This window comes from Pelagibacterium nitratireducens, assembly GCF_037044555.1.
Classification (GTDB): Bacteria; Pseudomonadota; Alphaproteobacteria; order Rhizobiales; family Devosiaceae; genus Pelagibacterium; species Pelagibacterium nitratireducens.
The window spans coordinates 975,075-1,001,065 of the sequence record NZ_CP146275.1 but is presented as its reverse complement, the minus strand read 5'-3'; the positions used below and the strand labels follow the sequence as shown (position 1 = coordinate 1,001,065).

General features: G+C 60.7%; 21 protein-coding genes. 13 read left to right on the top strand and 8 right to left on the bottom strand.

What is annotated here, in order from left to right; all coding sequences use genetic code 11:
• Positions 1–193: 193 nt before the first annotated feature.
• Positions 194–889: a helix-turn-helix domain-containing protein gene (locus tag V6617_RS05075; RefSeq protein ID WP_338609568.1), complete on the bottom strand. Its 696-nt coding sequence runs from the start codon at positions 887–889 to the stop codon at positions 194–196.
• Positions 890–1,031: 142 nt separating this feature from the next.
• Between V6617_RS05075 and V6617_RS05070 the strand changes: the two genes are divergently transcribed.
• From V6617_RS05070 to V6617_RS05035, 8 genes are all read left to right on the top strand, one after another.
• Entirely contained in the window at positions 1,032–1,247 is a 216-nt protein-coding gene (locus V6617_RS05070; protein WP_338609566.1) for a tautomerase family protein, read from the top strand.
• Positions 1,248–1,390: 143 nt separating this feature from the next.
• On the top strand, positions 1,391–2,320 hold the full coding sequence (locus tag V6617_RS05065) for an ArsR/SmtB family transcription factor (protein ID WP_338609564.1): 930 nt from the start codon (positions 1,391–1,393) through the stop codon (positions 2,318–2,320).
• Positions 2,321–2,431: 111 nt separating this feature from the next.
• On the top strand, positions 2,432–3,940 hold the full coding sequence (locus V6617_RS05060) for an alpha-N-arabinofuranosidase (RefSeq protein ID WP_338609562.1): 1,509 nt from the start codon (positions 2,432–2,434) through the stop codon (positions 3,938–3,940).
• 133 nt (positions 3,941–4,073) lie between these two features.
• On the top strand, positions 4,074–5,984 hold the full coding sequence (locus tag V6617_RS05055) for an ABC transporter substrate-binding protein (RefSeq protein ID WP_338609560.1): 1,911 nt from the start codon (positions 4,074–4,076) through the stop codon (positions 5,982–5,984).
• Between the two features lie 64 nt (positions 5,985–6,048).
• Positions 6,049–7,053, top strand: a complete 1,005-nt coding sequence (locus tag V6617_RS05050; RefSeq protein WP_338609558.1) for an ABC transporter permease — start codon at positions 6,049–6,051, stop codon at positions 7,051–7,053.
• 3 nt (positions 7,054–7,056) lie between these two features.
• Positions 7,057–7,917, top strand: coding sequence for an ABC transporter permease (locus V6617_RS05045; RefSeq protein ID WP_338609556.1), 861 nt, complete (start codon positions 7,057–7,059; stop codon positions 7,915–7,917).
• Positions 7,914–8,954 carry an ABC transporter ATP-binding protein gene (locus V6617_RS05040; RefSeq protein WP_338609554.1) on the top strand — a complete coding sequence of 347 codons (1,041 nt, stop codon included), beginning with the start codon at positions 7,914–7,916 and terminating at the stop codon, positions 8,952–8,954. The genes V6617_RS05045 and V6617_RS05040 overlap by 4 nt, the downstream gene beginning before the upstream one ends.
• Positions 8,951–9,859 (top strand): ABC transporter ATP-binding protein, encoded by a 909-nt coding sequence (locus tag V6617_RS05035; protein WP_338609553.1) that lies wholly within the window; start codon positions 8,951–8,953, stop codon positions 9,857–9,859. Before V6617_RS05040 ends, V6617_RS05035 begins: the two co-directional genes overlap by 4 nt.
• A gap of 59 nt (positions 9,860–9,918) precedes the next feature.
• On the opposite strand, the gene V6617_RS05030 is transcribed toward V6617_RS05035, so the two are convergent.
• Both V6617_RS05030 and V6617_RS05025 read right to left on the bottom strand, forming a co-directional pair.
• Positions 9,919–11,220, bottom strand: a complete 1,302-nt coding sequence (locus V6617_RS05030; protein ID WP_338609551.1) for an HAD family hydrolase — start codon at positions 11,218–11,220, stop codon at positions 9,919–9,921.
• 107 nt (positions 11,221–11,327) lie between these two features.
• Positions 11,328–12,374, bottom strand: a complete 1,047-nt coding sequence (locus V6617_RS05025; protein ID WP_338609549.1) for a LacI family DNA-binding transcriptional regulator — start codon at positions 12,372–12,374, stop codon at positions 11,328–11,330.
• 231 nt (positions 12,375–12,605) lie between these two features.
• Between V6617_RS05025 and V6617_RS05020 the strand changes: the two genes are divergently transcribed.
• From V6617_RS05020 to V6617_RS05000, 5 genes are all read left to right on the top strand, one after another.
• Positions 12,606–14,591 carry an ABC transporter substrate-binding protein gene (locus V6617_RS05020; protein WP_338609547.1) on the top strand — a complete coding sequence of 662 codons (1,986 nt, stop codon included), beginning with the start codon at positions 12,606–12,608 and terminating at the stop codon, positions 14,589–14,591.
• Between the two features lie 69 nt (positions 14,592–14,660).
• Positions 14,661–15,653 (top strand): ABC transporter permease, encoded by a 993-nt coding sequence (locus tag V6617_RS05015; RefSeq protein ID WP_338609545.1) that lies wholly within the window; start codon positions 14,661–14,663, stop codon positions 15,651–15,653.
• Positions 15,654–15,658: 5 nt separating this feature from the next.
• On the top strand, positions 15,659–16,834 hold the full coding sequence (locus V6617_RS05010) for an ABC transporter permease (protein WP_338609543.1): 1,176 nt from the start codon (positions 15,659–15,661) through the stop codon (positions 16,832–16,834).
• Positions 16,835–16,842: 8 nt separating this feature from the next.
• The gene (locus V6617_RS05005) at positions 16,843–18,939 is read left to right on the top strand and encodes an ABC transporter ATP-binding protein (protein WP_338609542.1); all 2,097 of its coding nucleotides are present in this window, start codon (positions 16,843–16,845) and stop codon (positions 18,937–18,939) included.
• 29 nt (positions 18,940–18,968) lie between these two features.
• A complete protein-coding gene (locus tag V6617_RS05000; RefSeq protein ID WP_338609541.1) occupies positions 18,969–20,135 on the top strand; it encodes an MFS transporter in 1,167 nt (388 codons plus the stop codon).
• 161 nt (positions 20,136–20,296) lie between these two features.
• Here V6617_RS05000 and V6617_RS04995 read toward each other — a convergent pair whose 3' ends face one another.
• From V6617_RS04995 to V6617_RS04975, 5 genes are all read right to left on the bottom strand, one after another.
• On the bottom strand, positions 20,297–20,902 hold the full coding sequence (locus tag V6617_RS04995) for a histidine phosphatase family protein (RefSeq protein ID WP_338609539.1): 606 nt from the start codon (positions 20,900–20,902) through the stop codon (positions 20,297–20,299).
• Positions 20,899–21,960, bottom strand: a complete 1,062-nt coding sequence (locus V6617_RS04990) for an ABC transporter ATP-binding protein (RefSeq protein WP_338609537.1) — start codon at positions 21,958–21,960, stop codon at positions 20,899–20,901. The genes V6617_RS04995 and V6617_RS04990 overlap by 4 nt, the downstream gene beginning before the upstream one ends.
• A gap of 10 nt (positions 21,961–21,970) precedes the next feature.
• Positions 21,971–23,716 (bottom strand): iron ABC transporter permease, encoded by a 1,746-nt coding sequence (locus tag V6617_RS04985; protein WP_338609535.1) that lies wholly within the window; start codon positions 23,714–23,716, stop codon positions 21,971–21,973.
• A gap of 59 nt (positions 23,717–23,775) precedes the next feature.
• Entirely contained in the window at positions 23,776–24,897 is a 1,122-nt protein-coding gene (locus V6617_RS04980; protein ID WP_338609533.1) for a substrate-binding domain-containing protein, read from the bottom strand.
• A gap of 144 nt (positions 24,898–25,041) precedes the next feature.
• Positions 25,042–25,884, bottom strand: coding sequence for a MurR/RpiR family transcriptional regulator (locus V6617_RS04975; RefSeq protein ID WP_338609531.1), 843 nt, complete (start codon positions 25,882–25,884; stop codon positions 25,042–25,044).
• Positions 25,885–25,991: the final 107 nt, after the last annotated feature.

Below are 25,991 nucleotides of genomic sequence, written 5' to 3'. Positions count from 1 at the left end.
AGTGCTTCGCCTGCGCCGCCCGGTGCCCCCAAAGGCAAAAAACAACAGGCGCAGTCATACGTACTGAACATGACAATTGCAATCATATTTATGGACGTCGGTCGCTCACCCTTTCAACCGGCGCCAATTTGCACCGGTCGTCGACCGTTCGCCCCCAAGCGCATCCGGCCCGAAAAACGCCGAACGATCCTGGCTATGGTGCAGCCTTTTCCACGCTGGCGTAGCGGCTGCGGATCAGCCATTTGGTGAGGGTGCGGGCCATGGTGGGATGCCCGATAAGGACGATCCGCCCGCTTTCGATCTCTGCCTCGAAACTGGTGTGTCCCATCCAGGCCGATGTCAGGGCGCGCAGTTGGCTGACGATGAACAGATCAACGCTGAAGGCAGGATCGGAGTAGCACAGATCGGGCTCGATGCCGGGCTTGAAAATCAGCCAGTAATTCATCGTCTCATGGTGCGGATCGTCCAGCGTGAACTGGATGACGCATCTGTGCTGGGGAAGTTCGAGACGATCGATCTTGCGCCGGATGTTCCACATCAGCGTGCGGGCATCGAGATGCTGCATCGAGACCTCGCAATTGACGTTGCGATGGGCCCATTCTCCCAGCTTTTGAACCAGGGGCTCCAACTCATCGGCAATCGGTGTGGTGAAATACTCGGCGTGGCCGCTGGTTGCACCGTCGCGGCGCGTAACAAGGCCCTTGGCCTCCATATCCTTGAGCCGTTTGGACAGCAGGGCCGGCGACATGCCGGGCACCCCGCGCTGAATTTCGTTGAAGCGCGACGCGCCGGCCCACATCTCGCTCAGCACCAGCAGTGTCCAGCGCGGCTCGAGCATTGTGGACGCCATCGCGATGGGGCAGAAATTGGGGTAAACCGTCTGGCTCATGATGAACCTCCGCAATCAGGTTCCCACAGCGCGCCCATTCCGGTCCAGTTCAAAAACTATAGTGGATCTGCTTCATTTGCAGAACTGGCTCGATGGGCCCGATCTCCGCACTCTGGCACATGTCAGACACAAGGAGAATGACATGCCACTGGTTGATATCGAAGTGATCGACGGCGTCTTTGACGCAGGTCAGAAAGCCCGCATGATCCAGAAGGTGACCGATGCCATGGTCGCCGTGGAGGGCGAGGCGATGCGCGCCGTAACATGGGTGCGCGTCAAGGAGGTGCGCAGCGGGCAATGGGGCATCGGCGGCAATACGCCGAGCGCCGATGACATAAAGGCCATGGCCAAAAGCTGATCGGTACGCACCATATCGGCTTCAACAGGGAGCCGGAACGCTCAAGCAGGCTCGAGGCGTGCATGGCCTCGGGCCTAAAGGCTAGACTCTATCCGAAACTCTGATACACCTCCCCAAGCTCAGGTTTGGGGAATCGGATTTAAATGGCCCGCAATTTTTTGGTGGTGGATCCAGAAGACGGCATGAACGTCCTCAGGGGCCTTGCTTCGCCCGTCAGGATCAGAATCCTCAAGCTCTTGCATGAGCAGGGATCCCAGAACATCAACGACATTGCGCGCGTTCTTCAATTGCCGCAGTCGACGGTATCGGCCAACGTCTCGATCCTGGAAGACGCGGACCTTATCCGCTCGGACGTGCTCAAGGCCCGCAAAGGCAACCAGAAAATCTGCCATTCCAATTTCGATGAAATCCTGGTGGCCTTCAAGGACGACGTGACCCCCGCCCCCACCGGACAGATCGAAGTGGCCATGCCGCTTGGGCTGTACACCAATTGTGAAGTCGTCGCTCCATGCGGGCTGTGTACGCCCGATGGTGTCGTAGGCCTGCTCGATGTACCCGATACCTTCCTCGACCCCGAGCGCATGCGCGCCGGTCTGGTGTGGTTCACGCGCGGGCATGTGGAATATCAGTTCCCCAACAATGCAAAGCTTTCCAAGAGTGAAATAGACGCTATCGAGTTTTCCATGGAACTCTCCTCGGAAGTGCCCGGCACCAGTGCCGATTGGCCCTCCGACATCACCGCCTGGGTGAACGGCATTGAAGTGGGCACATGGACCTCGCCGGGCGACTATGGCGACAAGCGCGGCGTTTATACGCCCGACTGGTGGAAGCTCAAGGGCTCGCAATACGGCAAGCTCAAGACCTTTCGCGTCAATGGAACGGGCAGTTTCGTGGACGGGGTCAAGATTTCAAACGTCAAGCTGTCCGATCTCGATCTGGCCGCACACCATTCGATCCGCCTGCGCATCGGCATTCGCGAAGACGCAAAGCACCCCGGCGGCATCAACATCTTCGGCCGGGGCTTCGGCAATTACGACCAGGATATCGTAATGCGCATTCACAAGGCGCAATGAGACTACCCGAAGTTTGGTTTCAAAGGCCCATTCAGGGCGTTGACAAGCACGGCTATTACCATCATCTTTTCCGATATAAATCCAGATATCGGGATTCGAGGGAGGATGGCCATGAAGGCGACGGCAACGGCGCATCGCGAGTTTACGATCAGCAAGATCGACAAACGCATCTACGGAGCGTTTCTCGAACATCTTGGCCGCGCCATTTATTCCGGCATCTACGAGCCCGATCACCCGACGGCCGATACCGACGGCATGCGCGGCGACGTGGTCGATCTCATCAAGGAGCTTGACGTTCCGGTCGTGCGCTACCCCGGCGGCAACTTCGTTTCGGCCTACAATTGGGAAGACGGCATCGGCCCCAAGCAGGACAGGCCCGTTCGCCTCGATCTGGCTTGGCACACCTCCGAGAGCAACGAGGTGGGAATCCATGAATTTGCCGATTGGTGCAAGAGCGTGGGCACCGAGATGATGCTGGCGGTCAATTTGGGCTCACGCGGGCTCGATGCCGCGCGCAATTTCGTTGAATACGTCAACCACCCCGGCGGCAGCTATTGGAGCGACCTGCGACGCCAGAACGGCCAGGAAGAACCCTGGAACGTCAAGCTCTGGTGTCTGGGCAACGAAATGGACGGCCCCTGGCAGATCGGCCACAAGGACGCGGCCGAGTATGGCAGGCTGGCCGCCGAGACCGCCAAGGCCATCCGCGCCTTTGACTCAAGCCTCGAACTCGTCGTGTGCGGATCGAGCCATTCGGGAATGCCGACCTATCCCGACTGGGAAGCAACGGTGCTCGAGCACACCTATGATGTGGTCGACTACATTTCCCTTCACATGTATTTCGCCAATCACGAAAAAAAGACCGGAAACTATCTCGCCCTCACCCACAAACTCGAAACCTATATCGATACGGTTGCCGGCGTCATACAGTTCGTCAAGGCGAAGCGTCGATCCGACAAGGACATCTACATTTCGTTCGACGAGTGGAACGTCTGGTATCATTCAAACCAGCAGGACCGCCAAATTCTGAACGGCGGCGATGGCTGGCCCCACGCCCCGGCGCTTCTCGAAGACATCTACAATTTCGAGGACGTGCTGCAGGTCGGGTTGATCATCAACACGTTTATCCGCCGCTCAAACGTGGTCAAGATCGCCTGCATCGCCCAGCTCGTAAACGTCATCGCCCCCATCATGACCGAACGCGGCGGGCCCGCATGGCGCCAGACGATCTATTACCCCTATTATTTCGCCTCACGGTTCGGACGTGGAACGGCCCTGGATCTGGCAATAAGCTGCCCCACCTATGACAGTGAGCAGTATGCAGGCGTGGCCTATGCCGACGTTGCGGCCGTCCACACCGAGGACGATGGCGTCACGATCTTTGCCGTATGCCGCCACCCCGACGAAGCCGTCGACCTCGATATCGACATGATCGGCTTTCCCGGAATGCGCATCATCGACCACCAGATGATGGTCCATGACGATTTGCAGGCCACCAACACCCGCGATCACCAGGACGACGTCGCACCGAAACAGGGCGCAGGCGCCAAACTGGCCGATGGCAAACTGTCCGTTTCGCTACCCCCCTATTCCTATCAGATGATCCGGTTGGGCCGCTAAAGGGCGCCTGCCGCCAGGGGAATGTATATCCATTTGTTGGATTTATATCATATAACATGTTGACAGATACTTCGACTAAGGTAGCATAACTGCGGGAGCGCGGAGGAGCGCTTTTTCATAAAGGGAGGAGACTATGGATAGCTGGAAGGTGCTGCTGGCATCGGCTGGCCTCATGGCCGGCATGATACCTGGACAGATTATGGCGCAGGAGGAAAGCGCGCCACCAATGCAGGAACTGCCACGCGAACAGACACTGATCATTCAGAACCCCGAACAAGCCGCAACCAATCCATCGATGTTCAACATCTGGATTCCCGGCAGCGGCGGCGGCCTTTCGACAGGCCTCCAGCAACTCATGATGGACACCCTGTGGTACATCGATCCCGACGAGGGGCTGGACGGTTCGCTCTATAACAGCCTTGCCAGTGAGCCTTGGCAGTACAACGAAGATTTCACGGAAATGACCGTGAATCTGCGCGAAGGAATATATTGGAGCGACGGCGAGGAATTCACCGCCGAAGACATCGTGTTTACCGTCGAAACGCAGATCGAAACCCCGGGGATGGGTTGGAGCGCCACGTTCACGGAAAACGTGGCGAGCGTGGAAGCGGTCGATGACTATACGGTCCGCTTCGAGCTCAACCAGCCCAATTCACGCTTTCACACGACCTTCTCGGTCCGCTGGAACGGCGCGTGGATCATGCCCGAACATGTATTTGCCGGCATCGACGACGTGATGTCCTATGACTTCAACCCCCCGGTGGGGCTGGGCCCCTACACGCTGCATTCGTTCGACCCGAACGGGTTCTGGTATATCTGGGAAAAGCGTGAGGATTGGGATCGCACCACGATGGCCCAGTATGGCGAGCCCGGGCCGCAATATGTGATCTATCGCAGCATCCCCTCGACCGACAACCGGCTTATCGAGATGGTCAATGGCAATCTCGACATGATCCATGACCTCACCCCGGAGGCCATGTTCTCGCTGGTCGAGCAATCGGATACGGCGCGCGGCTGGTTCCCGGGCTTTCCCTATGCCCACCCCGATCCCACCCTGCCCATGATCATCTTCAACAACCAGAACGAGATGTTCCAGGACAAGCGCGTCCGCTGGGCCCTGGCACTGATGCTCGACGCGCGTCAGATCGCCATCGCCTCCTATCGCGGCGCCGCAACGCTGTCGGCCATCGCCGTGCCGCCCACCGGCACGCATCCGTCCGACTATCACGGGCCCATGCAGGAATGGCTGACCAATTACGAACTTGATCTGGGCAATGGCGAGACCACCCAGCCCTACGATCCGGAGATCGGCAGCCAGATCGCCCAGATGGTCTCTGGCCAGTTCGAGGACGTGCCCACCGATCCAGACGCCATCCGCACAGCCTTTGGCTATGGCTGGTGGAAGCAAGACCTCGAGGCCGCCGCCGCGCTGCTCGAAAGCGCCGGCTTCACCCGCGAGGGCAACCAGTGGATGATGCCGGACGGACAGCCCTTCGCGTTCACGATCAAGACCTTCCCCGAAGGTGTGATCAATCGCATGGGCACCATGATTGCCCAGCAGTGGACCCAGGCGGGCGTCAATGTGACGGCAGAAGCCGATCCTCAGATGTTTCCCCAGACCCTGCCGCTGGGCGATTTCGAAGCGGCCACCGCATGGTCGATCGAAACCTGGGGCGGCGATCCGGATTTGAGCTTTTTCATCGACTCCTGGCACTCCGAATATCTGGTCGAGCCCGGTGAACGCCAGCCGGCCCGCAACTGGCAGCGCTGGTCCAATGATGAGCTGGATTCCATCATCGAGCAGATCCGCGTCACCGAGTTCACCTCGGAGGAAAACCTCGAACTCGGCCGTGATTTCGTCGAGCTGATGGTCGATGAAATGCCGATCATTCCGGTAATGGCCTATAACGTCTTTGCCGCCTACGATACCCGGTACTGGACGGGCTTCCCGACCGCTGAAGAACGTCCCTATGCCAACATCGTCAACAACTGGGCCAACTCCAGGTACATCCTGACCCAGTTGACCGCGACGGGCGACGAGTAATTCCCGTGGCGCCCGGCTCAGGCCGGGCGCCATTCCCGACCCTTCCAACAGAACGAACGGGCCGATGAAGGGATATTTGATTTTCGTGTTCAAGCGGTTGCTGCAGCTTGCGGCAGTCGTGTTTGCCGGGACCTCGCTGGCATTTTTCATTGCCAAGCTCAGCCCGATCAGCGCGGTGGAAACCATCATCGCGCGCGTTTCAAATCAATCCAGCATGAGCCCGACGGCCATCGCCTCGCTGCGCGCGACTTACGAAGAACTGTTCGGGGTCAACATGCCGCTATTCGAACAATACCTCAATTTCTGGGTGCGATTGTTCACCGGCGATTTCGGCCCATCCCTGATCGCATATCCCACCCCGGCGATGGAACTGATCATGCTTGCCCTGCCCTGGACGGCGGGACTGCTGCTCGTTTCAATCGTGTTCACATGGATCTTGGGCAACATTCTGGGCGGGCTGGCCGGCTATTACCAGAACTCGCGCGTGCTCAAGGGTGTCGGCATCGTCGCTATCGGCATCCAGCCCATTCCCTACTACATCGTCGCCTTTCTGATGGTTATCGTCTTCGGCTATTTGTGGCCGGTCCTTCCCATCAGCGGCGGCTTTGCGATGAATGTGCGCCCCGGCTGGTCGCTGCAATTTGTGCTTTCAGTCCTTCACCACGCCATCCTTCCCGCACTCTCGCTCGTCATCACCGGTCTGGGGTTGTGGTTCCTGGGCATGCGGTCCCTGGTGTCCAACATCATCACCGAAGATTATGTGACCTACGCCGAGCTTGCCGGCGTCAAGGAAGGCAGGATCGTATCGTCCTATGTGATCCGCAACGCGCTCGTGCCGCAACTGACGGCGCTCGCCATGGCTCTGGGGCAGATTTTTTCCGGGACCATCATCACCGAGCAGGTTTTCGCCTATCCCGGGCTTGGAAGCCTTTTGATCCGGGCTGTCAACGGCGGAGATACGACCCTGGTGCTGGCTGTGTCGTGCATATCGGTGATCGCGGTGGCGACGGCAATCTTTCTCATCGATCTCGTGCACCCCTTCCTTGATCCGCGCATAAGGGTGAGCTGAGCAATGTTCTCCGTTTTCAAGGATCTCATCCGCTACAACATCGAGTTCGCCATAGGCGTCGTGCTGGTGGGCGTGATCACCATATTCGCGCTGCTCAGCTTTTTCTCACCTTACCCGCCCAATGAAATCTACGTGGTCTTTCCCGATCAGCCGCCCAGCGCCCAATTCTGGTTCGGAACCAACTCGCGCGGCCAGGATCTTTTCTGGAATCTCAGCTACGCGTTCCGCAGCACGCTGACCTTCGGTCTCATCGTGGCAATCCTGAGCCGCATCATTTCGATCACAGTCGGACTGCTCGCCGGCTACATGGGCGGTTGGGTCGATCGGGTGCTGATGTTTTTCGCCGACATCTTCGTGGCCATTCCCATCTTCCCCATCCTTATCCTCTTTTACTTCGTGCTCCGCGGTGACCTCAACACCTATACGCTGGCGCTGGTGATGGCGGCCCTGGGCTGGCCGTTCGACGCTCGTCTCATCCGTTCGGTCGCACTCGGGCTGCGTCACCGCGAGTTCACGCGGCACGCGGTCTTTGCCGGCATGGCGCCGTCCCGCATCATGTTTCAGGAACATCTGCCCTATGTGATGCCCATCGTGTTCTCAACGGCCATGGCCAACATGATCTGGTCGATCGGTTTCGAGGTCACACTGGGCGTTCTGGGCTTTACCAACATCAACAACCCCACCATCGGCACAACGCTCTATTGGGCCAACAATCATTCGGCCATGGTCGTGGGTGCCTGGTGGTGGATCATCATTCCCGTGATCCTGATCGTCCTGACGTTCCTGGGACTGTTCCTTCTGGCTGTCTCCATGAACGAGTACATAGATCCGCGGTCGCGGCTGCGGCGCATGGGAGGTCAATGATGGAAACGGCAAAACCCGTTCTGACCGTAAAGGGCCTCAAAGCCTACTACCAGATGGCCTATTTCGGCATCGACCGCGAGGTGCGGGCCGTTGACGACATCACGCTCACCATTCGCGAAAACGAGGTGTACGGAATCGCCGGCGAAAGCTCGTCGGGCAAAACCTCGCTCATCAAGACTTTCGCCGCAGCCATCCGGCCGCCCCTGCGGATCGTGGACGGATCGATGACCTTTACCTTCGGGGACAAGGTGATCGATCCCTACAAGGCCAGCAAGGCCGAAGTGGATGCCATCCGCTGGAAGAACCTCTCCTACATCATGCAGGGCTCGATGAGCCTGCTCAATCCGGTTCGGCGTATAAGGCATTCGTTTCACGACTTCGCCTTCCGGCCCATGGGGCTGCCCAAGACCGAGTTCCAGGCAGCCATCGAGGCCCATCTGGAGCGGCTCGGCCTGTCGCCCAATGTCCTCGACGCCTATCCGCACCAGCTTTCGGGCGGCATGCGCCAGCGCATCATCATCGCGCTCGCAACGGTGTGCCGCCCCAACTTCATCATCGCCGATGAACCGACGACGGCGCTGGACGTGGTCGTCCAGAAAGACGTGCTGGCGATGATCCACAACGTGCAGCGCGAAATGGGCTCATCGGTGGTGTTCGTGACCCATGACATGGGCGTTCACGCCAATATCGCCGACCGTATCGGGATCATCTATGCGGGGCGACTGGTCGAAGAAGGCCCCACCCGTACGCTGTTCGAAGCGCCCAGGCACCCTTACACGGCTCATCTTGTGGGCAGCCTTCCAAGGATCGGCGATTCCGCACCCCGGGTGTCGCTCGAGGGCCGACCGCCCAATCTGGCCGACCCGCCTCAGGGCTGCCGCTTCCATCCCCGCTGCCCCATGGCCATCGAAAAATGCAAAAAGCAGACCCCGCCACTCGAAACGGTGGGAGCCGATCATCGCTCCGCATGCTGGCGCAGCGACGAGGTGGGCCCGCCCGATTCACTGGCAATCCGGCAATCGGAAGGTGCGGCATGAAGGAGCTTCTCAACGTTGCCGGCGTCTCAAAGCACTTTGCCATGGGCGGATTGTTCTCGCGGGACGTGGTCCACGCCGTAAGCGATGTGAGTTTCGCCCTGTCGGCCGATACCGCGGAAATCTTCACGATCATCGGGGAATCGGGATCGGGAAAGACGACGCTGGCACGGATGATCCTCGGGCTCGAGACACCGAACTCGGGCGCCATCACCTTCGACGGACAGGAGGTTTCCGACAGCTTGTCGCGCAGCCAACGCCTTGCCTTCATGAAACGCCTGCAACCGGTCTTTCAAAATCCGTTCGAGGCCTTCAACCCCCTCAAGCAGGTCGATGGCTATCTGCGCTCCACAGCGCAGACGCTGCTGGGTGTGTCCGAACCCGATCAGATCGACGCCGCAATGGATTCGGCCCTTCAGAAGGTGGGACTGAGCCTTAGGGAAATCGCCGGCCGCTATGCCCATGAGTTGTCGGGCGGCCAACTCCAGCGGGTGGCCATTGCGCGTGCGCTCATTCCCGAACCAGCTCTTCTGATCGCCGACGAGCCCGTGTCGATGGTGGACGCTTCCCTGCGCATGTCGATCGTCAATCTGCTGCGCGATTTGCGCGACACATTCGGCGTCTCGGTGATCTACATCACGCACGATCTTGCGACGGCCTACTATATTTCGGATCGCATCATGATCATGCAGCAGGGCCATGTCGTGGAGATGGGGCCGGCAAAACCGATTCTGGAGCAACCCGAGCACCCCTATTCGCAACTGCTCAAGGCTTCCGTGCTCTCGACCGAAAACGCCGGCCAGACCTCCTTGCAGCCGGCCGACCGCGGCATTGCCCAGGCCGCATGGGAGCAGGCCGGGGCCGGTCATTTACACGAGGGCGAAGGCGGACGCTGGGTCCGACGATAGCCCAATGGGGGCGATCGCCAGCCGAAGGCTCCTCCTGGGTATTTCGGCAGTCCTCGAGGCTAAACCTCGAGGACTGCCCGGTCTGCGAGTCCCATCGGCAAATCGACCATAGCCGGGTTGCGGGAGCGGCGCCCCATGGCGCACTCGATCTCCGCCAGCAGCGTGGGGAGTTCGCCCGGCGCGAAAATGGTGTAGGCGGGAAACTCACTGGCGTCGAAGGGGGTCTTGTGGCGCCGGGGCGACCAGTTCTGCCAGATCGAGATGATCCCGAGCTCGTTGGCGCCCTTGACGTCGCGGCCTAGGTGATTGCCGACCATGACCGTTTCGGCGGCATCGGTCGGGTCGATCCCCAGCGCCGCGAGCGCAGCAAGAAACATCTTCGCGGCAGGCTTTTCGCACCCTTGCGCTTCGGAGATGATTTCGGCCTCGAAATACGCCGAAACCCCGTGGCCGCCCAAAATATTGGCAAAGCTCTTCACCGATCCGTCGGCGACCAGCACGATGCGATAGCCTTCGCGGGCCAGGGCTTCGACCATTTCCATGGCGCCGGGAATGAGATCGGCCTCTATGACGTGTCCATCGCTATCTCGAATCTCACTTGCTTCATCGACGAGAGTGTCGCCGCTGTCGAGCAGGACAGCCTTGATGAGCGGCTGGTCGGCACGCACCTGGGCGAGCACCTCAGGCACGCGCTGGCAGATAAAGGCGTGCAGGTCGGGCCAGGAGATGTGATCGAGGGTGGAAAGGTCGAAGGCAGTGCTGAAATCGAATGCCGGCATGAACGCGCGGTTCTGGAGATAACGGCGCACAGCCCGGTGGTCCTGGGCGGTTATCGTGGCGAACACGTCTTCGAACATGGCATTGATCAGAACGTGACCCGCACTGGTCATCGAGGTGCAGCTTGCCGTGAGCCACTGGCGGCGTTCAACAATGGGATCGGCGCTGGCGTGGAAGGCGTGCTTTCCCGGTTCGGAATAAAGGGTAACGCGCCCCTCTTCGAGCGGCAGTGCCCCATCGGCCGAAACCATGGGATAGAGCTTGCCATGGGCGCTGGCGTCGACGCCGACAACAGCGTCACTGGCATCGAGCTTGAGCCAGATGTGCTCGAGTTCGTAGAGATGCTGGATATCCCAATCCCACCAGATCGCGTATTCGATCACCTTTTTGACGCCGGGCTCGAAAGTGACGGCAAGGGGCGCCGAAGGCGACTGGCCGGGCGCATCGAGAACCGTCACGCCGACCTTTGAAGGATAAAACGGCTCATTGCGGGCAAACCGGATGCGCGGCGCAAGCTGGCGTGCAAGCGCGAGGTCGGAAGGGGTGGGCAGCGCCGGAACGGCGGAACGCGCATCATAGGCCATTTTTGAAGGTTCTCATTGAGTCGGACGAAGTGCTGACTGCTTAGGCGGAGCAGATGGCAGGTCTGTAACGAAAGTCTTGAAAACGATTTCAAAATATGACGATTTTTTCATCTCGTCTCGGAGACCGGCCCGGTCGAATTGCGCACGAGAACCGAATTTTCCAGAACGATCTGTTGCGCGGACGCCTGCGGATTTCGGATGTGATGGAGAAGCGTCTGAGCGGCCAGAGTGCCCATTTCATGGATCGGCTGGCGCACCGTCGACAGACTGGGAAAGGTAATCCCCGATTCCATGATGCCATCATAGCCAAGGATTGAGATTTCATCAGGAACCGCCATGCCGCGCCGGTGAGCGGTCTGCATGGCGCCGATCGCCAGGACGTCCGTGGTGCCGAACAGGGCTGTGACATCGGGATAGCTGTCGAAGATATACTCCGCCTGACGCGCGCCCTCCTCCAGCGTCGCCTCATCGAACGGTCCGGAAAAGAACAGCTCGACACCTTCGGCCAGATCCTGGGAGGCGCGCATGATGCCGCGCATCCGCTCGCTGCCCACATTGCCATTGCCCTTGGCGCCCCCGGCCTGGGCGCGCGATCCGGCGATGATGCCGATCTTGCGATGCCCCAGCCCCAAAAGGTGCCGCATACCTTCATAGCCGCCCGAATAATTGTCGCAAACAACGGCACTGACCTGGGTCATGGGCGGTTTCATGTCCGCAAAGACGATGGAAATTCCCGCCTCTCTGAGCCGGGCAACATGCCGGGCGGTTCGGGCGGCCGACCCGGTGGGCCGGATGACAACACCTTCGGCGCGCAACTCGATCATGGATTCGACATAGGTTTCCTCGCGATCGGGATCCCCATCGGTCGAGCACAAAAGTGCCCGGTAGCCCGCTTCGAAGATGGCGCTTTCAACAGCGTAGGCCAGCGCGCTTGAAAACGGCGTGCGTTGCTGGCGCAGGAACACGCCCACCACCCGCGATTGCTGCGTTCTGAAGCTTGTGGCCAGCCGATTGGGCGAATAGCCCAATTCGGCAATCGCCTTTTGCACCCGCTCGCGCACCTCCGGCCGCACATGGGGATAGGCATTGAGGACCCGGGAAACCGTGGCGATCGATACCTGCGCGGCGCGCGCCACATCCTTGATGGTAATCATGCGAGCACTCTCTCCGCCATCGCAACAGCTTCACACAACCATGCAAGGGTCCATCGTGATCCACGATGTTCGCCGTAGCACGTTTTTGAAATCGTTTTCAAGATTTCGTCACTCTTGCGCAAACTCCGGGCGCTAAACCGCACCCGTCCTTCATGGGGCGAGTGCCGGATCGGAGTTCAACCGCCGGCGCCCCCCGCGTCCATGCAACGGGTCAAACAAGGGTTAGGACTCATGATCAAGAAACCGACTATAGCCATTATGGCGGGCTATCTCGCCGCCACCGCGTTGACGGCAGTTCCGGCGGTTCCGGCACTGGCGCAGGATACGCCGGCCGCACAATGCTCCAGCTATTCCCAGGCGCCCCAGCTCGCCGATCGGGTGGCCGCGGGTGAGTTGCCTGCCGTTGACGAACGCCTTCCGCTCCACCCGCTGGTGATCGAGCCGGCCGACGAAATCGGCGTCTATGGCGGCGAGTTCCAGGATCGCTGGGGCGGCGGCCGCATCGCCGACATGCGCCATTACGGCTATGAGCCGCTGGTGCGCTGGAGTGTCGATGGCTCGGAAGTCATTCCCGGCGTCGCAGAAGGCTGGGACGTCTCGGAAGACGCCACAACCTATACCTTCCATCTGCGTGAAGGCATGAAATGGTCCGACGGCGAGGACTTCACCGCCGACGATATCCGCTACTGGTGGGAAAACGTCGAGACCAACGAAAAGATCAACCCCCGCGGTCCGCGTGATATCTTCGTGGTCAACGGCGAGCCCATGACCCTCACTGTCATCGACGACTACACAGTGGAAATGAGCTGGTCCCAGCCCTACGGCCTCCTGCTCCAGCAGCTTGCCACCCCTTACGGCCAGCGCGTCGTGATGTTCCCTGAGCACTACGTTTCCCAGTTCGACATCGACCTCAATCCCGAGGGCGTAGCCGAGATGATGGAAGAAGACGGCGAAACCGACTACACCGCCTGGTGGCGCGCCAATGTCGGATCCTATGACGACGCTGCCCAGTTCAACGATCCCGAGCGTCCCTCGGTCATCGCCTGGATCCCGACCGAACCTTATGCTGACAAGCAGCGCTTCTCGTTCGTTCGCAACCCTTACTACTTCAAGGTCGATCCCGAATGCCAGCAGCTTCCCTATCTCGATGCCCACACATGGACGTTGAGCCAGGATGCCGAAGTCGATCTGCTTGCAGCGCTCCAGGGTGACGTTTCTATGTCGGGACGTAACGTCTCGATCCCGCAGAACCGCGCCGTGTTCGTGGACGGTCAGGAACAGGGCGATTACCGCCTGGTCACTGCCGATACCTGCGACTTCAACACGGCCATCGTCTGGTTCTCGATGAACCATCCTAACGAGACCAAGGCCGAAGTGTTCCAGAACCACGATTTCCGCGCCGGCCTTTCGCTCGCCATCAATCGCCCGGAAATCATCGACGTCGTCTATCTCGGACAGGGCGAACCGTTCCAGGCCGCTCCGCTGCCCAACTCGCCGTTCTACAATGAACAGCTGGCTACCCAGTACACCGAGTTCGACATGGACCAGGCCAACGAGTATCTCGACAGGGTCATGTCCGAGCGTGGCGAGGACGGCATGCGTCTTGGTCCCGATGGCGAGCCTTTCTCGTTCCGCGTGGGCATCAATGCCGACTTCAAGCCCGACACGGTCGACGTGTTCCAGCTTGTTGAACGCACATGGCGCGAAGCTGGCGTCGATGTGACCATGGACTACCGCGCCAACGACCTGCACGGCACCTATGTCAATGATCCCGAACGCGATGCCGTGGTCTGGGTTGGCGAAAACGGCTGTGGCCAGCTTCCGCTGCTCAACGCCTCGCGGCTGATCAATGACGGCGGCACCACCCAGTGGGGCAATTGGGACAATTGGCGGGCCTGGGACCAGGAGCGCCTCGGCGTGACCGTGGACGTTCCCGAAGGCACCGAGCCGGTCGAGCCGCCGGCCAATATCGCCCGCCTTTACGAGCTGCGCGCCATGATCCCGACCACTGTCGGTGACGAGCAGACCGATCTGATGAACGAATTCAACGACCTTCTGGCTGAAGAATTCCTCGCCATCGGTATCGCTACGCCTGGCGGGTTCTACCGCTCGGTGGACAACGATATCCACAACGTGCCCCAGCCGCTGATCGAGGGCTGGTACTACCCCGGTCCGGCGCCCGCAAACTTTGAAGCCTTCTTCTACCGCGAAGACTAAGAGCGCACCCATCCTCTTTGGAGCGGCCCTTGCGGGCCGCTCCATCCCGATCTTACGAAAGACCGCCCCATGCTCCGCTTCGTTCTGCGCCGCATCGTCTACATCATTCCCACCCTGATTGCGGTTTCGCTCATTTCGTTCTTCGTGATCGCCCTGCCGCCGGGCGATTTTGTGGATCGGATGGCCATCGAGGCAGCCTCAAGGGGCGACTACATGACCCAGGCCGATATCGACGCCCTGCGGGAGGCTTATGGCCTCAACCAGCCCATCCTGATGCAATACTGGCGCTGGATCACCGACATCATCACCCGCGGTGATTTCGGCTATTCGTTCTCCTGGCAGATGCCGGTCTCCGATCTCATCTGGCAGCGGCTGGGTCTGACGACCATCCTGTCACTGGCCTCGCTGGTCTTTATCTGGATCGTTGCGATCCCAATCGGCATCTATTCGGCCGTCCGGCGCTATTCGCTGCAGGATTACGTGTTCACCACGCTGGGCTTTTTCGGCGTTGCGGTGCCCAATTTCCTGCTCGCGCTGGTCTTGATGTACGTCGCTTACGCGCATTTCGGGCAGGCGGTCGGCGGGCTGTTTTCACCGCAATATATCGAGGCACCGTGGTCGATCGACCGTGTCCTCGATCTTCTGGGCCATCTTTGGATTCCCATGGTGGTGCTGGGCACCGCGGGCACGGCGAGCGTGATCCGCACTATCCGCGCCAATCTGATCGATGAATTGCCCAAGCCCTATGTTATGGCGGCGCGCTCCAAAGGGATGGGGGAAACCCGGCTGCTGATAAAGTACCCGGTCCGCCAGGCGCTCAACCCGTTCGTTTCAGGCATGAACGACATCTTTGTCGACCTGGTTTCGGGTTCGACCATCGTCTCGATCGTTCTGGGCCTGCAGACCACTGGACCGCTGTTGCTCGATGCGCTCCAGACTCAGGACATGCACATGGCGGCAAGTTTCATCCTGATGCTTTCGGTGCTCGGAGTGATTGGCACGCTGGTTTCGGACCTGCTGCTCGCCTGGCTCGATCCCCGCATTCGCTACGCCCAAGGATAAGAGACATGAGCACGCTTCCCTTCGGCCAGGACCACGCCCTTCCCGATACCGCCACAAAAGCCGATATCGACGCCAGCAGCGCCGCCATCGACCGCACCGCCTATGAGGGCCAGTGGTCGCTGATGTGGCGCAAGTTCGCCCGCCACAAGCTCGGGCTGGCGGGCGGGGTGGTGGTGATCCTGCTCTATATCATCGCTGCGGCGCCCGAGTTCTTCTCGCCCACCGGGCCGGAAGTTTACAACGCACAATACACTTATGCCCCGCCTCAGCCGATCCATTTCCTGCTCGAGACCGAGGAAGGAACAGTCTTCCGGCCTCACGTCCGGGCTTACAATTCCGTTATCGATTACGATTCCGGTCGCCGGGTCTTTGAAACGAGCGAGGATGAAATCCATGAGGTCGGGCTGTTCGTATCGGGCGAGCCCTATCGCCTTTTCGGCCTTGTCCCGACCGATATCCACCTGTTCGGTACGCTCGAAAAAGACGCGCCATTCTATCTCGTGGGCGCAGACCGTCTCGGACGCGATATTCTCACACGGACCATCCACGGCGCCCGCATTTCCATGACCATCGGGCTGATCGGGGTGGGGCTGAGCCTGTTTTTCGGCATCCTGATCGGCGGAATTTCGGGCTATTTCGGCGGGGTCACCGACAACATCATCCAGAGGCTGATCGAGTTCATCCAGTCCGTCCCCTCGATCCCGTTGTGGATCGGGCTGGCGGCGGCCATTCCGCTCGATACGCCACCGCTACAGGTCTATTTCATGATCACCATCATCCTTTCGGTGATTGGCTGGACCGGGCTGGCGCGGGTGGTGCGTGGACGGTTTCTCTCGATGCGCGGGGACGATTTCGTCAAGGCGGCGCGGCTGGACGGCGCATCGACGTTCCGCATCCTGTTCCGTCACATGCTGCCCAGTTTCATGAGCCACATCATTGCGGTGGTGACCCTGGCCATCCCATCGATGATCCTGGCCGAAACCGCGCTGAGCTATATCGGCATCGGCCTGCGCCAGCCCATCGTCAGCTGGGGCGTGCTGCTCCAGGAGGCCCAGAATGTCCGCACCATTGCCGGTGCGCCCTGGCTCATGCTGCCCGGCGCTGCCGTCATCATCGCAGTGCTTTCTCTCAATTTCCTCGGTGACGGCCTGCGCGACGCCGCCGACCCCTACCAGAACTAGGCCCGCCCATGTCCGGCTCCAAACCCCTCATCGCCATCGACAATCTTTCGGTCGATTTTGCGCTGCACAAACACACGATCCGCGTTGTCGACGGCATTTCCCTCGATATCCCCCGCGGCAAGACCCTCTGCCTTGTCGGGGAAAGCGGATGCGGCAAATCGGTGACCGCCAAGGCCCTGTTGCGGGTCGTCGAACAGCCGGGCTTTATCGCCTCGGGATCGATCGTGCTGGATGGTGAGGGCGGCCCTACCGACCTTGTGGCGTTGGCCGAAAACGACAAGACGCTTCGCGCCATCCGGGGCGGTGAAATCGCCATGATCCATCAGGAGCCGATGAGTTTTCTGTCGCCGCTCTATACGATCGGCAACCAGATCAGCGAGGGGCTGACGCTGCACCGCAGGATCGGCAAGGCCGAGGCCCGCAGGATCGGAATCGAAACACTGCGCCAGGTCGGCATGCCCGACCCGGAGGAAAAATTCGACCGCTACACCTTCCAGCTTTCGGGCGGCCAGCGCCAGCGCGCCATGATTGCCATGGCTCTGGTAACCCGTCCCAAACTGCTGATTGCCGACGAGCCGACCACCGCGCTCGATGTCACCACCCAGGCCAATATTCTGGACCTTCTGCGCCATCTGCAGAGCGAAAACGACATGTCGGTCCTCTTTATCACCCACGACCTGGGCGTGGTCGAGGAAATCGCCGACGAGGTGGCGGTCATGTATCTGGGCAAGATCGTCGAACAGGGTCCGGTCGATGAGGTCCTGGGCAATCCTCAGCATCCCTATACGCGCGGCCTTCTCAATTCGATGCCGCGGTTGGACGGGGACTATACCGCTCCGCTCACCGCAATTCGCGGCATGGTGCCCACGCCTGCCAACCGGCCCGCCGGTTGCCCGTTCCACACGCGGTGCAGCCAGGTGATCCCCGGGGTCTGCGACGCCCAAATGCCCCAATACAGCCACGCCGGGCCCTCCCACAAGGTCGCCTGTCATGCCTATGACGGCGCCAGGAACGCCTTTGCAACCCACAAACCTCGCCCGGTCGAAAATGCCCGCGAAATCCCGGTGCGAGCCAAACCCGATGGCGCACTACCGCTGTTGACCGTCGAACGTCTCTCGAAAGCCTTTCCAATCCGGGCCGGCTTTCTCGAACGCGTCGTGGGCCACGTCCGAGCGGTGGAAGATGTGAGCCTGACGATAGACAAGGGTGAAACGCTGGGTTTGGTCGGAGAAAGCGGATGCGGGAAATCCACGCTGGCGCAGACGCTGATCGGCATTCACAGAGCCGACAACGGCACTGTGAGCTTCCGGCCCGACGCCGATGCAGCACCCATCGACGTCCTCTCGGCACGCGGCGGCGCGGCCGCCAAGATGCGCAGCGACATTCGCATGGTGTTTCAGGATCCGACCGGATCGCTCAATCCCAGATTACGCGTACGCGACATCATCGCCGAAGTGCTCGAAGTCAACACCAGCATGTCCCGGGCTGAAATGGACGCCAAAGTGGAGGCCCTGCTGCTCGAAGTGGGGTTGAGCCCGGACTATGCGGGTCGCTATCCGCACGCTTTTTCCGGCGGCCAGCGCCAGCGTGTGGCCATTGCAAGAGCCCTGGCCTCCGATCCTCAATTGGTGATTGCCGACGAGGCGGTCTCTGCGCTCGACGTGTCGGTCCAGACCCAGATCATCAATCTGATGAAGCGCCTGCAGCGCCAGCACGGCCTGACCTATCTGTTCGTGTCGCACGATCTGGGCGTCATCGCCAACATCTCCGATCGCGTTGCGGTGATGTATGCGGGGCGTATTGTCGAGATCGGGCGCACCGCGCAGATCTTCCAGGCGCCTCGTCATCCCTATACCGAGGCTCTACTTGCCGCCATCCCGGGCAAGGCGCGTCGAGGGCTCACCAAGGCGACCAGCCATATCGAGGGCCACGCCCCTTCGGGTGGCGCGAGCCGGTCCGGCTGCGCGTTTGCCAATCGCTGCCCCTATGCGGTCGAGATTTGCCGCACAGTCCTGCCGCAGTTGAACGGACACGGACGAAGACAGCCGGTGGCCTGTCACAGAGCCGAAGAACTCGCCCTCATTTCGCCCGTCCGGGCCGCCTAGTCGCCTCGGCTTCATCGAGTATCATCACCATGACCGCCCTTTTGGCGCCAGCTTTGCTGTTTTTTTCCAATGCGTTGATGCACATCACGCTGTTTACACGCTTGCCGGAGATTTCCGGTGCCGCCGGCCTCGACAAGGCCGGGCTCGGCCTGGCGCTGCTCGGCCTCCCGATCGGCACGGTTCTCGCCCTTCCCATCGCCGGTCGGCTCAACGACCGGCTGGGTCCCCATGTCGCCGCGCCGGTCATGCTGTTGGTCAATGCGCTGATGATGCCGTTTTTCGCGCTGGTGCCCGGCCTGGCCGCCGGTTTGCTTTTCGCCAGCTACAGCTTCGTTCGCACGGTCCTGGAAGTGGCACAGAACATGGTGGCGCTCGGCATCGAGCGTCGCACCGGCGTTTCGGTGCTTTCGCGTAGCCATGGTTTCTGGTCGGTGGGTCTGTTCGTGGGGTCGCTCGCCGCGGGCATTTTGGCGGGGAGCGGCGCCACACCGCTGTGGCACCAGATCATCGCCAGCGCGGTTGTCGCGCTCCTGATGGTGGTGTTTTGGGCAGTGGCGCCGCGCGATTATCCGACATTGCCCACCGCCGGCCTCAAGCGGCCGGCTTTTGCCATACCCGGCAGAGCCATTCTGCTCATCTTTGCCATGACAGTTGGTATTGGGCTGACCGAGGGGACCGTCTATGACTGGTCGATCTTTTACATGCAGGACGTGATCGGATCGGCCCCCTCCACGGCTGGCTACGTCTTTGCGGCGTTTACCATCGGGATGGGCGTCACGCGCATGATGGGCGATGGTTTGCGCATGCGCTTTTCCAATACAACGCTCGTCCGCGGAAATGTGCTCATGTGCGCATGCGGCATCGCAGTGCTGCTCATGAGTTCAGGGCCGATACAGGCGGGCCTTGCGCTTGCGATGCTGGGAGCCGGCGTGGCCTTGAACGCCCCGATCAGCGTTTCCGTCGTCTCCCATCTTCCTGGCCGCTCCACGGCCGAAAACATGGCAGCGCTCTCAATGGTCGCTCTCATTGCCACCTTCGGCGTGCCGGCACTTTTCGGCTTCGTGGCGGAAGCCGTCGGCCTGCGCATCGTTTTTGCGGCGCTCCTGCCCATTCTTGCCGTCGGCTTCCTGCTCGCCCCCGTCGCAGGCCGCCGCACCGACAACCAGGTCTTCTCGCAAGCTGTGTCCAACCAATAGTCGCTCTGGGGTCGGCGGCGCCCATGAGCGCAGGACCAGGAATTGGTCTTTAGAGCCAAGGATTTGATTGAATCAAATCCTTGGCTAAGTCCTTAATTTCGTCGCGTGTCCGAACCGCAAAACCGTTTCCACTTTTGCTGGACACGCTCTAGCCGTTCGGCTCAGTCCGGAGCATCAAGCACCGGACCCAGAGGCGAATAATTGAACAATTCCAGCCGCATGCTGCCCGATCCGGACGGGCGTTCGGCAAGAACGGTCAGGCTCGCCGGCCCGACGGGGATGATCCGCTGAGGAGGCAGGTCGATAAGCTTTTCGAGAAGTGCGCGAATGACCCCGCCATGACATACCACCAGCAGGCGATCGCTTGCCTGCAGGCTGGTCATGACGCACGTGCTGGTGCGGGAAACGAATTCGCTCCACTTTTCACCACCCTTGGGGGTCACCGTCCCCGACCGCCAACCCTGATAGCCTTCGGCATCATCGGCGCGGATATCGGCAATGGCGCGTCCCGTCCATTCGCCAACATCGATCTCGCGCAGTGCAGGGTTGGTCAAAGGCGCTTCTATTCCCAGAAGCCTGGCCGTTTCGATCGCCCGTTTGAGATCGGAGGTGATTGATGTGTCCGGGTTAAGCGCTTCAACGGTCGCTCTGAGTGCCAGCGCCTGCTCTCGCCCCTTGTCCGAAAGTTCGATATCGGCCTGTCCCTGCAGACGGCGGCTGGCATTCCACTCGGATTCTCCGTGCCTGACAATCATCAGCCGCTTCATGCAATACGCTCCCCCTGAAGGGTGAACAGGGCAGACGGTGTCTCAGGAAGGGTGAAATAAACGGCGTCTCCCGGCGCGAACCTTGGTGCCCGGTCAACGACTGCCGTGAGCCGCAGATCGCTGCGCGTTCCAGTCACCATCACACGCCCGGCAACCGGGCTCGCTTCGGCAAATTCCATGGCGATCGCGCGGGGACCGGCAACATCTGAGACCGAGAGGTCCTCGGGCCGGAACATGGCCAGCGCCGGACGCTCGAGCGCGAATGTCGGCCCCATGGCTTCTCCGGCAACCGCGATGGCCTGCCCGAGTGGTTCAACCGGAACGAGATTGGCGGGCGGGGTGCCAACGAAAGTGGCAACGAACGCCGTTCGAGGCTCGGCGACAAGATCCTGGGGCGCGCCAAACTGCTCGACCTCGCCATCCTTGAGGACGGCGACATGGCTGGCCATGGTCATGGCTTCGACCTGATCGTGGGTGACATAGATCGAGGTCGCCCCGGTGGCGCGATGGACACGCAACAATTCGGTCCGCATCTCGACCCGCAGCTTGGCATCGAGATTGGACAGGGGCTCATCGAACAAAAGGATTTTCGGCTTGGGCGCGATCATGCGCGCGATCGCCACGCGCTGCTGCTGCCCGCCGGAAATCTCGTTGGGATAGCGATGCGAGAGCATCTCGATGCCCAGCAGGGAGAGCACCTCGTTGACCCGGGCCTTGCGCTCGGCCGGTTGCATCTTTCCCACCTTGAGCGGCCATTCCACATTGCCGGCTACTGTCATGTGCGGCCAGAGCGCGTAAGACTGGAACACCAGCCCGGTGTCGCGCTGCGCCGGCTCGATGGTCCACCCGCGTTCGCCATCCGATACGGTCTTTTCCCCGAACGAAATCGTTCCTCCGCTCGGCTTTTCAAGGCCCGCCAGCATGCGTAGCATCGTGGACTTGCCGCACCCGGACGGCCCGACCAGGACCAGGAAGGACCCCTCGGGCACCGAAAGGCTGACCGATTTCACGGCATCGAAGTCGCCGAATGACTTGGTGAGATTGGAAATAGTGATCATGGCAGGCGGCCTAGTTCTTGAGCCAGGGCTGCGACTTGGTCTGCAACCGGTTGGCGAGCAGCGTGGCTGCAATGGAGATGATGAGGATGACGACGGTTATGGCGTTGGCGAACTGGGTGAAGCCTTCCGATGCATAGCGATAAGCGAGGACCGAGAGCACCGGAGTGGTTGGCGTAAAGAGCAGCACCACCAGCGAGAGATCGCGCATGATTTTCACGAAGATGATGATCGCGCCTGCCGCCAGGCCACGGCTGGCGAGCGGAATGGTGATCGCCGAAAGCCGTCGGAAAAAGCCCGCCCCCGTCAGACGCGCACTTTCGTCGAGATCGCCCGAGACCTGCTGGATCACGGCCCTGCCCGTCTGCACCGAGAACGGCACGAGATAGGCGGTGCCCGCAATGACCAGCAGAGCAAAGCTGCCATAGAGCGCGGGAAACGGCCCGATGGGCGCGCCGAAAAGTGCGATATAGGCGGCACCAAAGGCAATGCCGGGCACCAGCAGGGGGAGAAACGCCAGCTGATTGATCACGCCCGACAAAAAGCCCGTGCGGTAGCGCGCCAGAGTAAAGGCGATCATGAGCCCAAGGATCGACCCGGTGACGGCAACGACCAGACCAAGGCTGATGGTTGTCGAGGTGGCCGAAACGATGAAGGGGTTATGGAAAACCCCGGCCTGGCCCTGGGCAATGGCGGGATTGGACGCACCGAGCCAGTAATGCAGCGTCCAGCCCGAAAAGAGCGACGACGAACTCGGTGCCAACGAAGACGCGATGAGCACCAACACGGGCACGATTGTGGTCAGGGCGCAGATCAGGACTGCAATGGCGAACATAGGCAACCGGGCGGCGCCGAGTTCGAACCGTTTGGCACGTCCACCTTTGCCGGTAATCGTGGCATAGGAGCGCCGACCGGAGATAACCTTGTTTCCGAACCACAAAAAGAACGCCGAGACGACGATCAGGAGAATTGCGATGACATAGCCGCGCGCCGTCTGGCCGATTTCGATCATGCCGAACAGGCGTGTGGCCATGGTCTGCATGCGCACTGGCAGCCCCAGAAGTGCCGGCGCGGCAAAATTGGATACGGCCCCGGCAAAGGTCAGCGAAGCGCCAGAAACGATGGCTGGCAGAGCGACGGGCAAGATGATGCCGGCAAAGATGCGCCCGCGTTTCGCGCCCGTCATCTGGGCGGCCTCGACCAGATCGGAATTGACGGTGGCAAGGGCGGCAGCGATCACGGTGAATGCCAGCGAATAGTAATGCGCGGTGAGAACGATGAAGGTGGGGACCATGCCCCAGCTGAGCCAGTCCGGGACGGCCAGCCCCAGCCCTTCGAGAAACCCGGTCTGCCCGCCCACCCGGCTGTTGCGGAACAACGTGCCCCAGGCCAGGGCCGTGGCAAAGCTCGGAATCATGAAGGGGAGCGTCGCCAAAAGTCCGATCGTGCGTCGGAAGGGGACATCCGTCATCACCACCAGCCAGGCCAGAAAGCCCCCGATCAGAACGCATCCGCTGGCCACGCCGACGCCCAGGATCAGCGTGTTGGTGAGCGGCACCCACAACAGATTGCGCGAGAGCGGGCTGACAACGACATCGCTCCAGGCGGCAATGGTTTGCGGCGCCAGCGTTTCGAACAGAATACGCAGCAGCGGTCCGGCAATGAGCGCACCAATAACCAGAAGAACGCCGAGCTTGAGCGGCAGGCCTTGCGGCACAGCGTAGCGTGCCCGCCCAGCAAGAGAGGAAAAAGTGGTCATGAACGGTTTCCGTTTGAGCGCCCCGGCAGATTAACCGCCGGGGCCGATGCGGTTTTCAATTATTGCAGGATGAGGACCATATCGGCCACATCCTGACGGATTTCCGCGGTTGCAGCGGGATCAATACGCCACGCGGTAAAGTCTTCGAGCGGGACGGCGTCAGGATGGCTGACGATATCGGTGCGCGTGGCATAGTCACCCGCCACGTAGAACGGCGCGAAGCCTTCGCCACCGGTCTCGCTGTCGTCGCCCATCAGGAAGTCGATGGCCAGCCTCGCTGCTGCGGGATGTTCGGCTTCGGCCGCGAGCGTTAGCAACGCGGGGAAGATGATGCCGTTGGACGGCGCGACGTCATTGGCGACTTGGAGCGCCCAGCCTTCGTCTTCATTGTCTCGGCGATCCGAATAGGACGTAAAGCCGATCGGCGGGTGGGCCTGGTCAAGCGAGCCGATTGCGGCGTTGACGTCGTCGGTTGACGACACCAGCACGACGTCGTTGGCGAACAGATCGGTGATGAACTGCATGCCGGCATTTTCGATTCCGGAATCGAGCGCGATCGGTTCGCCGAACTCTGCTTCGTAGGCCGCTGCCATGTCATCGGAGCGGAGCACGAACTCAACCATGAGATCGAGATAGTCACCCCGCTGCAGCGGATCGACCATCACGACGCGACCGCTCCACTCTTGGCGGGTCAGGTCCCAAAGGCTATCGACCGGCGCGCCATCGGGATGGGCTTGCTCATTATACATCAGGACCTTGGTGGAAAGCCGCTGGGCGAGAACTGGCGTGGAAAACTCATCGGGAACACGATCGGCCACCCGGGGCGGCACATAGGCTTCGATCAGCCCGGTCTCGAGAAGTTCGGTGAGAACCACGGGAGCATCGGAAATATAGACGACATCGGCAGACGCGATGCCAGCCGCCGATTCAGCGCGCAGCCGGGCAATCTGCTCGGTGGAACTGGCGTCATAGCCCACCAGGTCGATGCCGGGATATTTCGCTTCGAATGCGGCCTCGACCGCCGCGATGCGGCTTGTGAAGGAATAGACCGTAACGGTTCCTTCCTGCTGCGCCAGCGGCAGAAGTTCTTGGGCACTCATGGTATCGAGATCCTGCGCCAGGGCTGGCGCAGCCAAAAGGCCGATAGCGGCCGATGAGAGAAAAATCTGCTTGAGGGTCATGTGTCCTGTCCTCCGGTTGGTTGCGGTCCGGCATTGCCGGCCCCTCCTCGTGCACACATAATTGCAACATCTGCATGACGTGCAATTTAACTTGCAGAAACTTGGCGTGCGAAATTCCGGCGTCCTCCTCCACACCGCTTGCCGCTAGCGCGACTCGAAATCGCTGATAAGTTCGCCCAGCGTCTCCAGCCGCTCGAGCGTCGTATCCCGGTTCATCTTTGCCATTGTCAGAACCAGGGCATTGGTAATGGCCATCGGCACGGTCAGCGTCTGGAAGCTGTCATTGGAGCCTGACCGCGGTGCCGAGAGCAACAGATTGGGCGCTGGTGTGAGAGCCGGTCCCAGCGAACCCGAAACCGCCAGCGTCCGCGCACCCACCTTGTGCGCCCGCTCGATCAGCGGCGCATAATGGCGCGGTTGGCGCCGAAAGACGAAGGCCACCACCACATCCTCGCTCCCCAGACCGAGAACCTGTTCGGCCAGGTCCCGTCCATCGCCCGAGAGAACCTCGACATCCGCACCCATGCGTAGCAGCCGTCGCTCGAGCATGACCGAGAGCGTCACGGCGTTGCCGCGCGAAAAGATAAAGATGCGCCGGGCGCCGGTGAGCAACTGCGCTGCCTCGGCAATCCGGTTTGAGTCGAGATAGCTTGGCAACGCCGTGAGCGCTTCGATCTCCCGCGCAATCAGTTCACCGAGCAGATCGCCATCCCCAGTGGCTTCCAGGGTATTGCGCACGCGCAAGGCGGGATCGGCCTTGACGATGAACTCCTCGCGAATGGCATCGCGAAATCCAGCATAGCTCTGAAATCCCAGTTTCTTTGCCAGACGAGACGCAGTAGCCTCGTGCACGCCGGTGCGTTGTGCTAGACTCGATGCCGTTCCAAGAGCGACATCACGCGGCTTGGCGATGATCTCCCGCACAAGCAGATGCTCTGCCCGGGTCAAATCTTCCGCCACCGATTGCACGCGTTCGAGTATCGACATCGCTCCTCCTGAGGAGCCTGATACCACGGTGCAAGTTTACTTGCAATAAAAAATCGTAACGCAAGCCACCTTGCACAAGGTAGCCCGTGGCGCGCTCGGGACCGGAT

Coding starts and splice junctions, on each gene's coding strand:
- V6617_RS05075 (WP_338609568.1), bottom strand. CDS start 889: ATGAGCCAGACGGTTTACCCCAATTTCTGCCCCATCGCGATGGCGTCC.
- V6617_RS05010 (WP_338609543.1), top strand. CDS start 15,659: ATGAGCACGCTTCCCTTCGGCCAGGACCACGCCCTTCCCGATACCGCC.
- V6617_RS04990 (WP_338609537.1), bottom strand. CDS start 21,960: ATGATCACTATTTCCAATCTCACCAAGTCATTCGGCGACTTCGATGCC.
- V6617_RS05015 (WP_338609545.1), top strand. CDS start 14,661: ATGCTCCGCTTCGTTCTGCGCCGCATCGTCTACATCATTCCCACCCTG.
- V6617_RS05070 (WP_338609566.1), top strand. CDS start 1,032: ATGCCACTGGTTGATATCGAAGTGATCGACGGCGTCTTTGACGCAGGT.
- V6617_RS05055 (WP_338609560.1), top strand. CDS start 4,074: ATGGATAGCTGGAAGGTGCTGCTGGCATCGGCTGGCCTCATGGCCGGC.
- V6617_RS05035 (WP_338609553.1), top strand. CDS start 8,951: ATGAAGGAGCTTCTCAACGTTGCCGGCGTCTCAAAGCACTTTGCCATG.
- V6617_RS05065 (WP_338609564.1), top strand. CDS start 1,391: ATGGCCCGCAATTTTTTGGTGGTGGATCCAGAAGACGGCATGAACGTC.
- V6617_RS05045 (WP_338609556.1), top strand. CDS start 7,057: ATGTTCTCCGTTTTCAAGGATCTCATCCGCTACAACATCGAGTTCGCC.
- V6617_RS05030 (WP_338609551.1), bottom strand. CDS start 11,220: ATGGCCTATGATGCGCGTTCCGCCGTTCCGGCGCTGCCCACCCCTTCC.
- V6617_RS05040 (WP_338609554.1), top strand. CDS start 7,914: ATGATGGAAACGGCAAAACCCGTTCTGACCGTAAAGGGCCTCAAAGCC.
- V6617_RS05000 (WP_338609541.1), top strand. CDS start 18,969: ATGACCGCCCTTTTGGCGCCAGCTTTGCTGTTTTTTTCCAATGCGTTG.
- V6617_RS05050 (WP_338609558.1), top strand. CDS start 6,049: ATGAAGGGATATTTGATTTTCGTGTTCAAGCGGTTGCTGCAGCTTGCG.
- V6617_RS05005 (WP_338609542.1), top strand. CDS start 16,843: ATGTCCGGCTCCAAACCCCTCATCGCCATCGACAATCTTTCGGTCGAT.
- V6617_RS05060 (WP_338609562.1), top strand. CDS start 2,432: ATGAAGGCGACGGCAACGGCGCATCGCGAGTTTACGATCAGCAAGATC.
- V6617_RS05025 (WP_338609549.1), bottom strand. CDS start 12,374: ATGATTACCATCAAGGATGTGGCGCGCGCCGCGCAGGTATCGATCGCC.
- V6617_RS04975 (WP_338609531.1), bottom strand. CDS start 25,884: ATGTCGATACTCGAACGCGTGCAATCGGTGGCGGAAGATTTGACCCGG.
- V6617_RS04985 (WP_338609535.1), bottom strand. CDS start 23,716: ATGACCACTTTTTCCTCTCTTGCTGGGCGGGCACGCTACGCTGTGCCG.
- V6617_RS05020 (WP_338609547.1), top strand. CDS start 12,606: ATGATCAAGAAACCGACTATAGCCATTATGGCGGGCTATCTCGCCGCC.
- V6617_RS04995 (WP_338609539.1), bottom strand. CDS start 20,902: ATGAAGCGGCTGATGATTGTCAGGCACGGAGAATCCGAGTGGAATGCC.
- V6617_RS04980 (WP_338609533.1), bottom strand. CDS start 24,897: ATGACCCTCAAGCAGATTTTTCTCTCATCGGCCGCTATCGGCCTTTTG.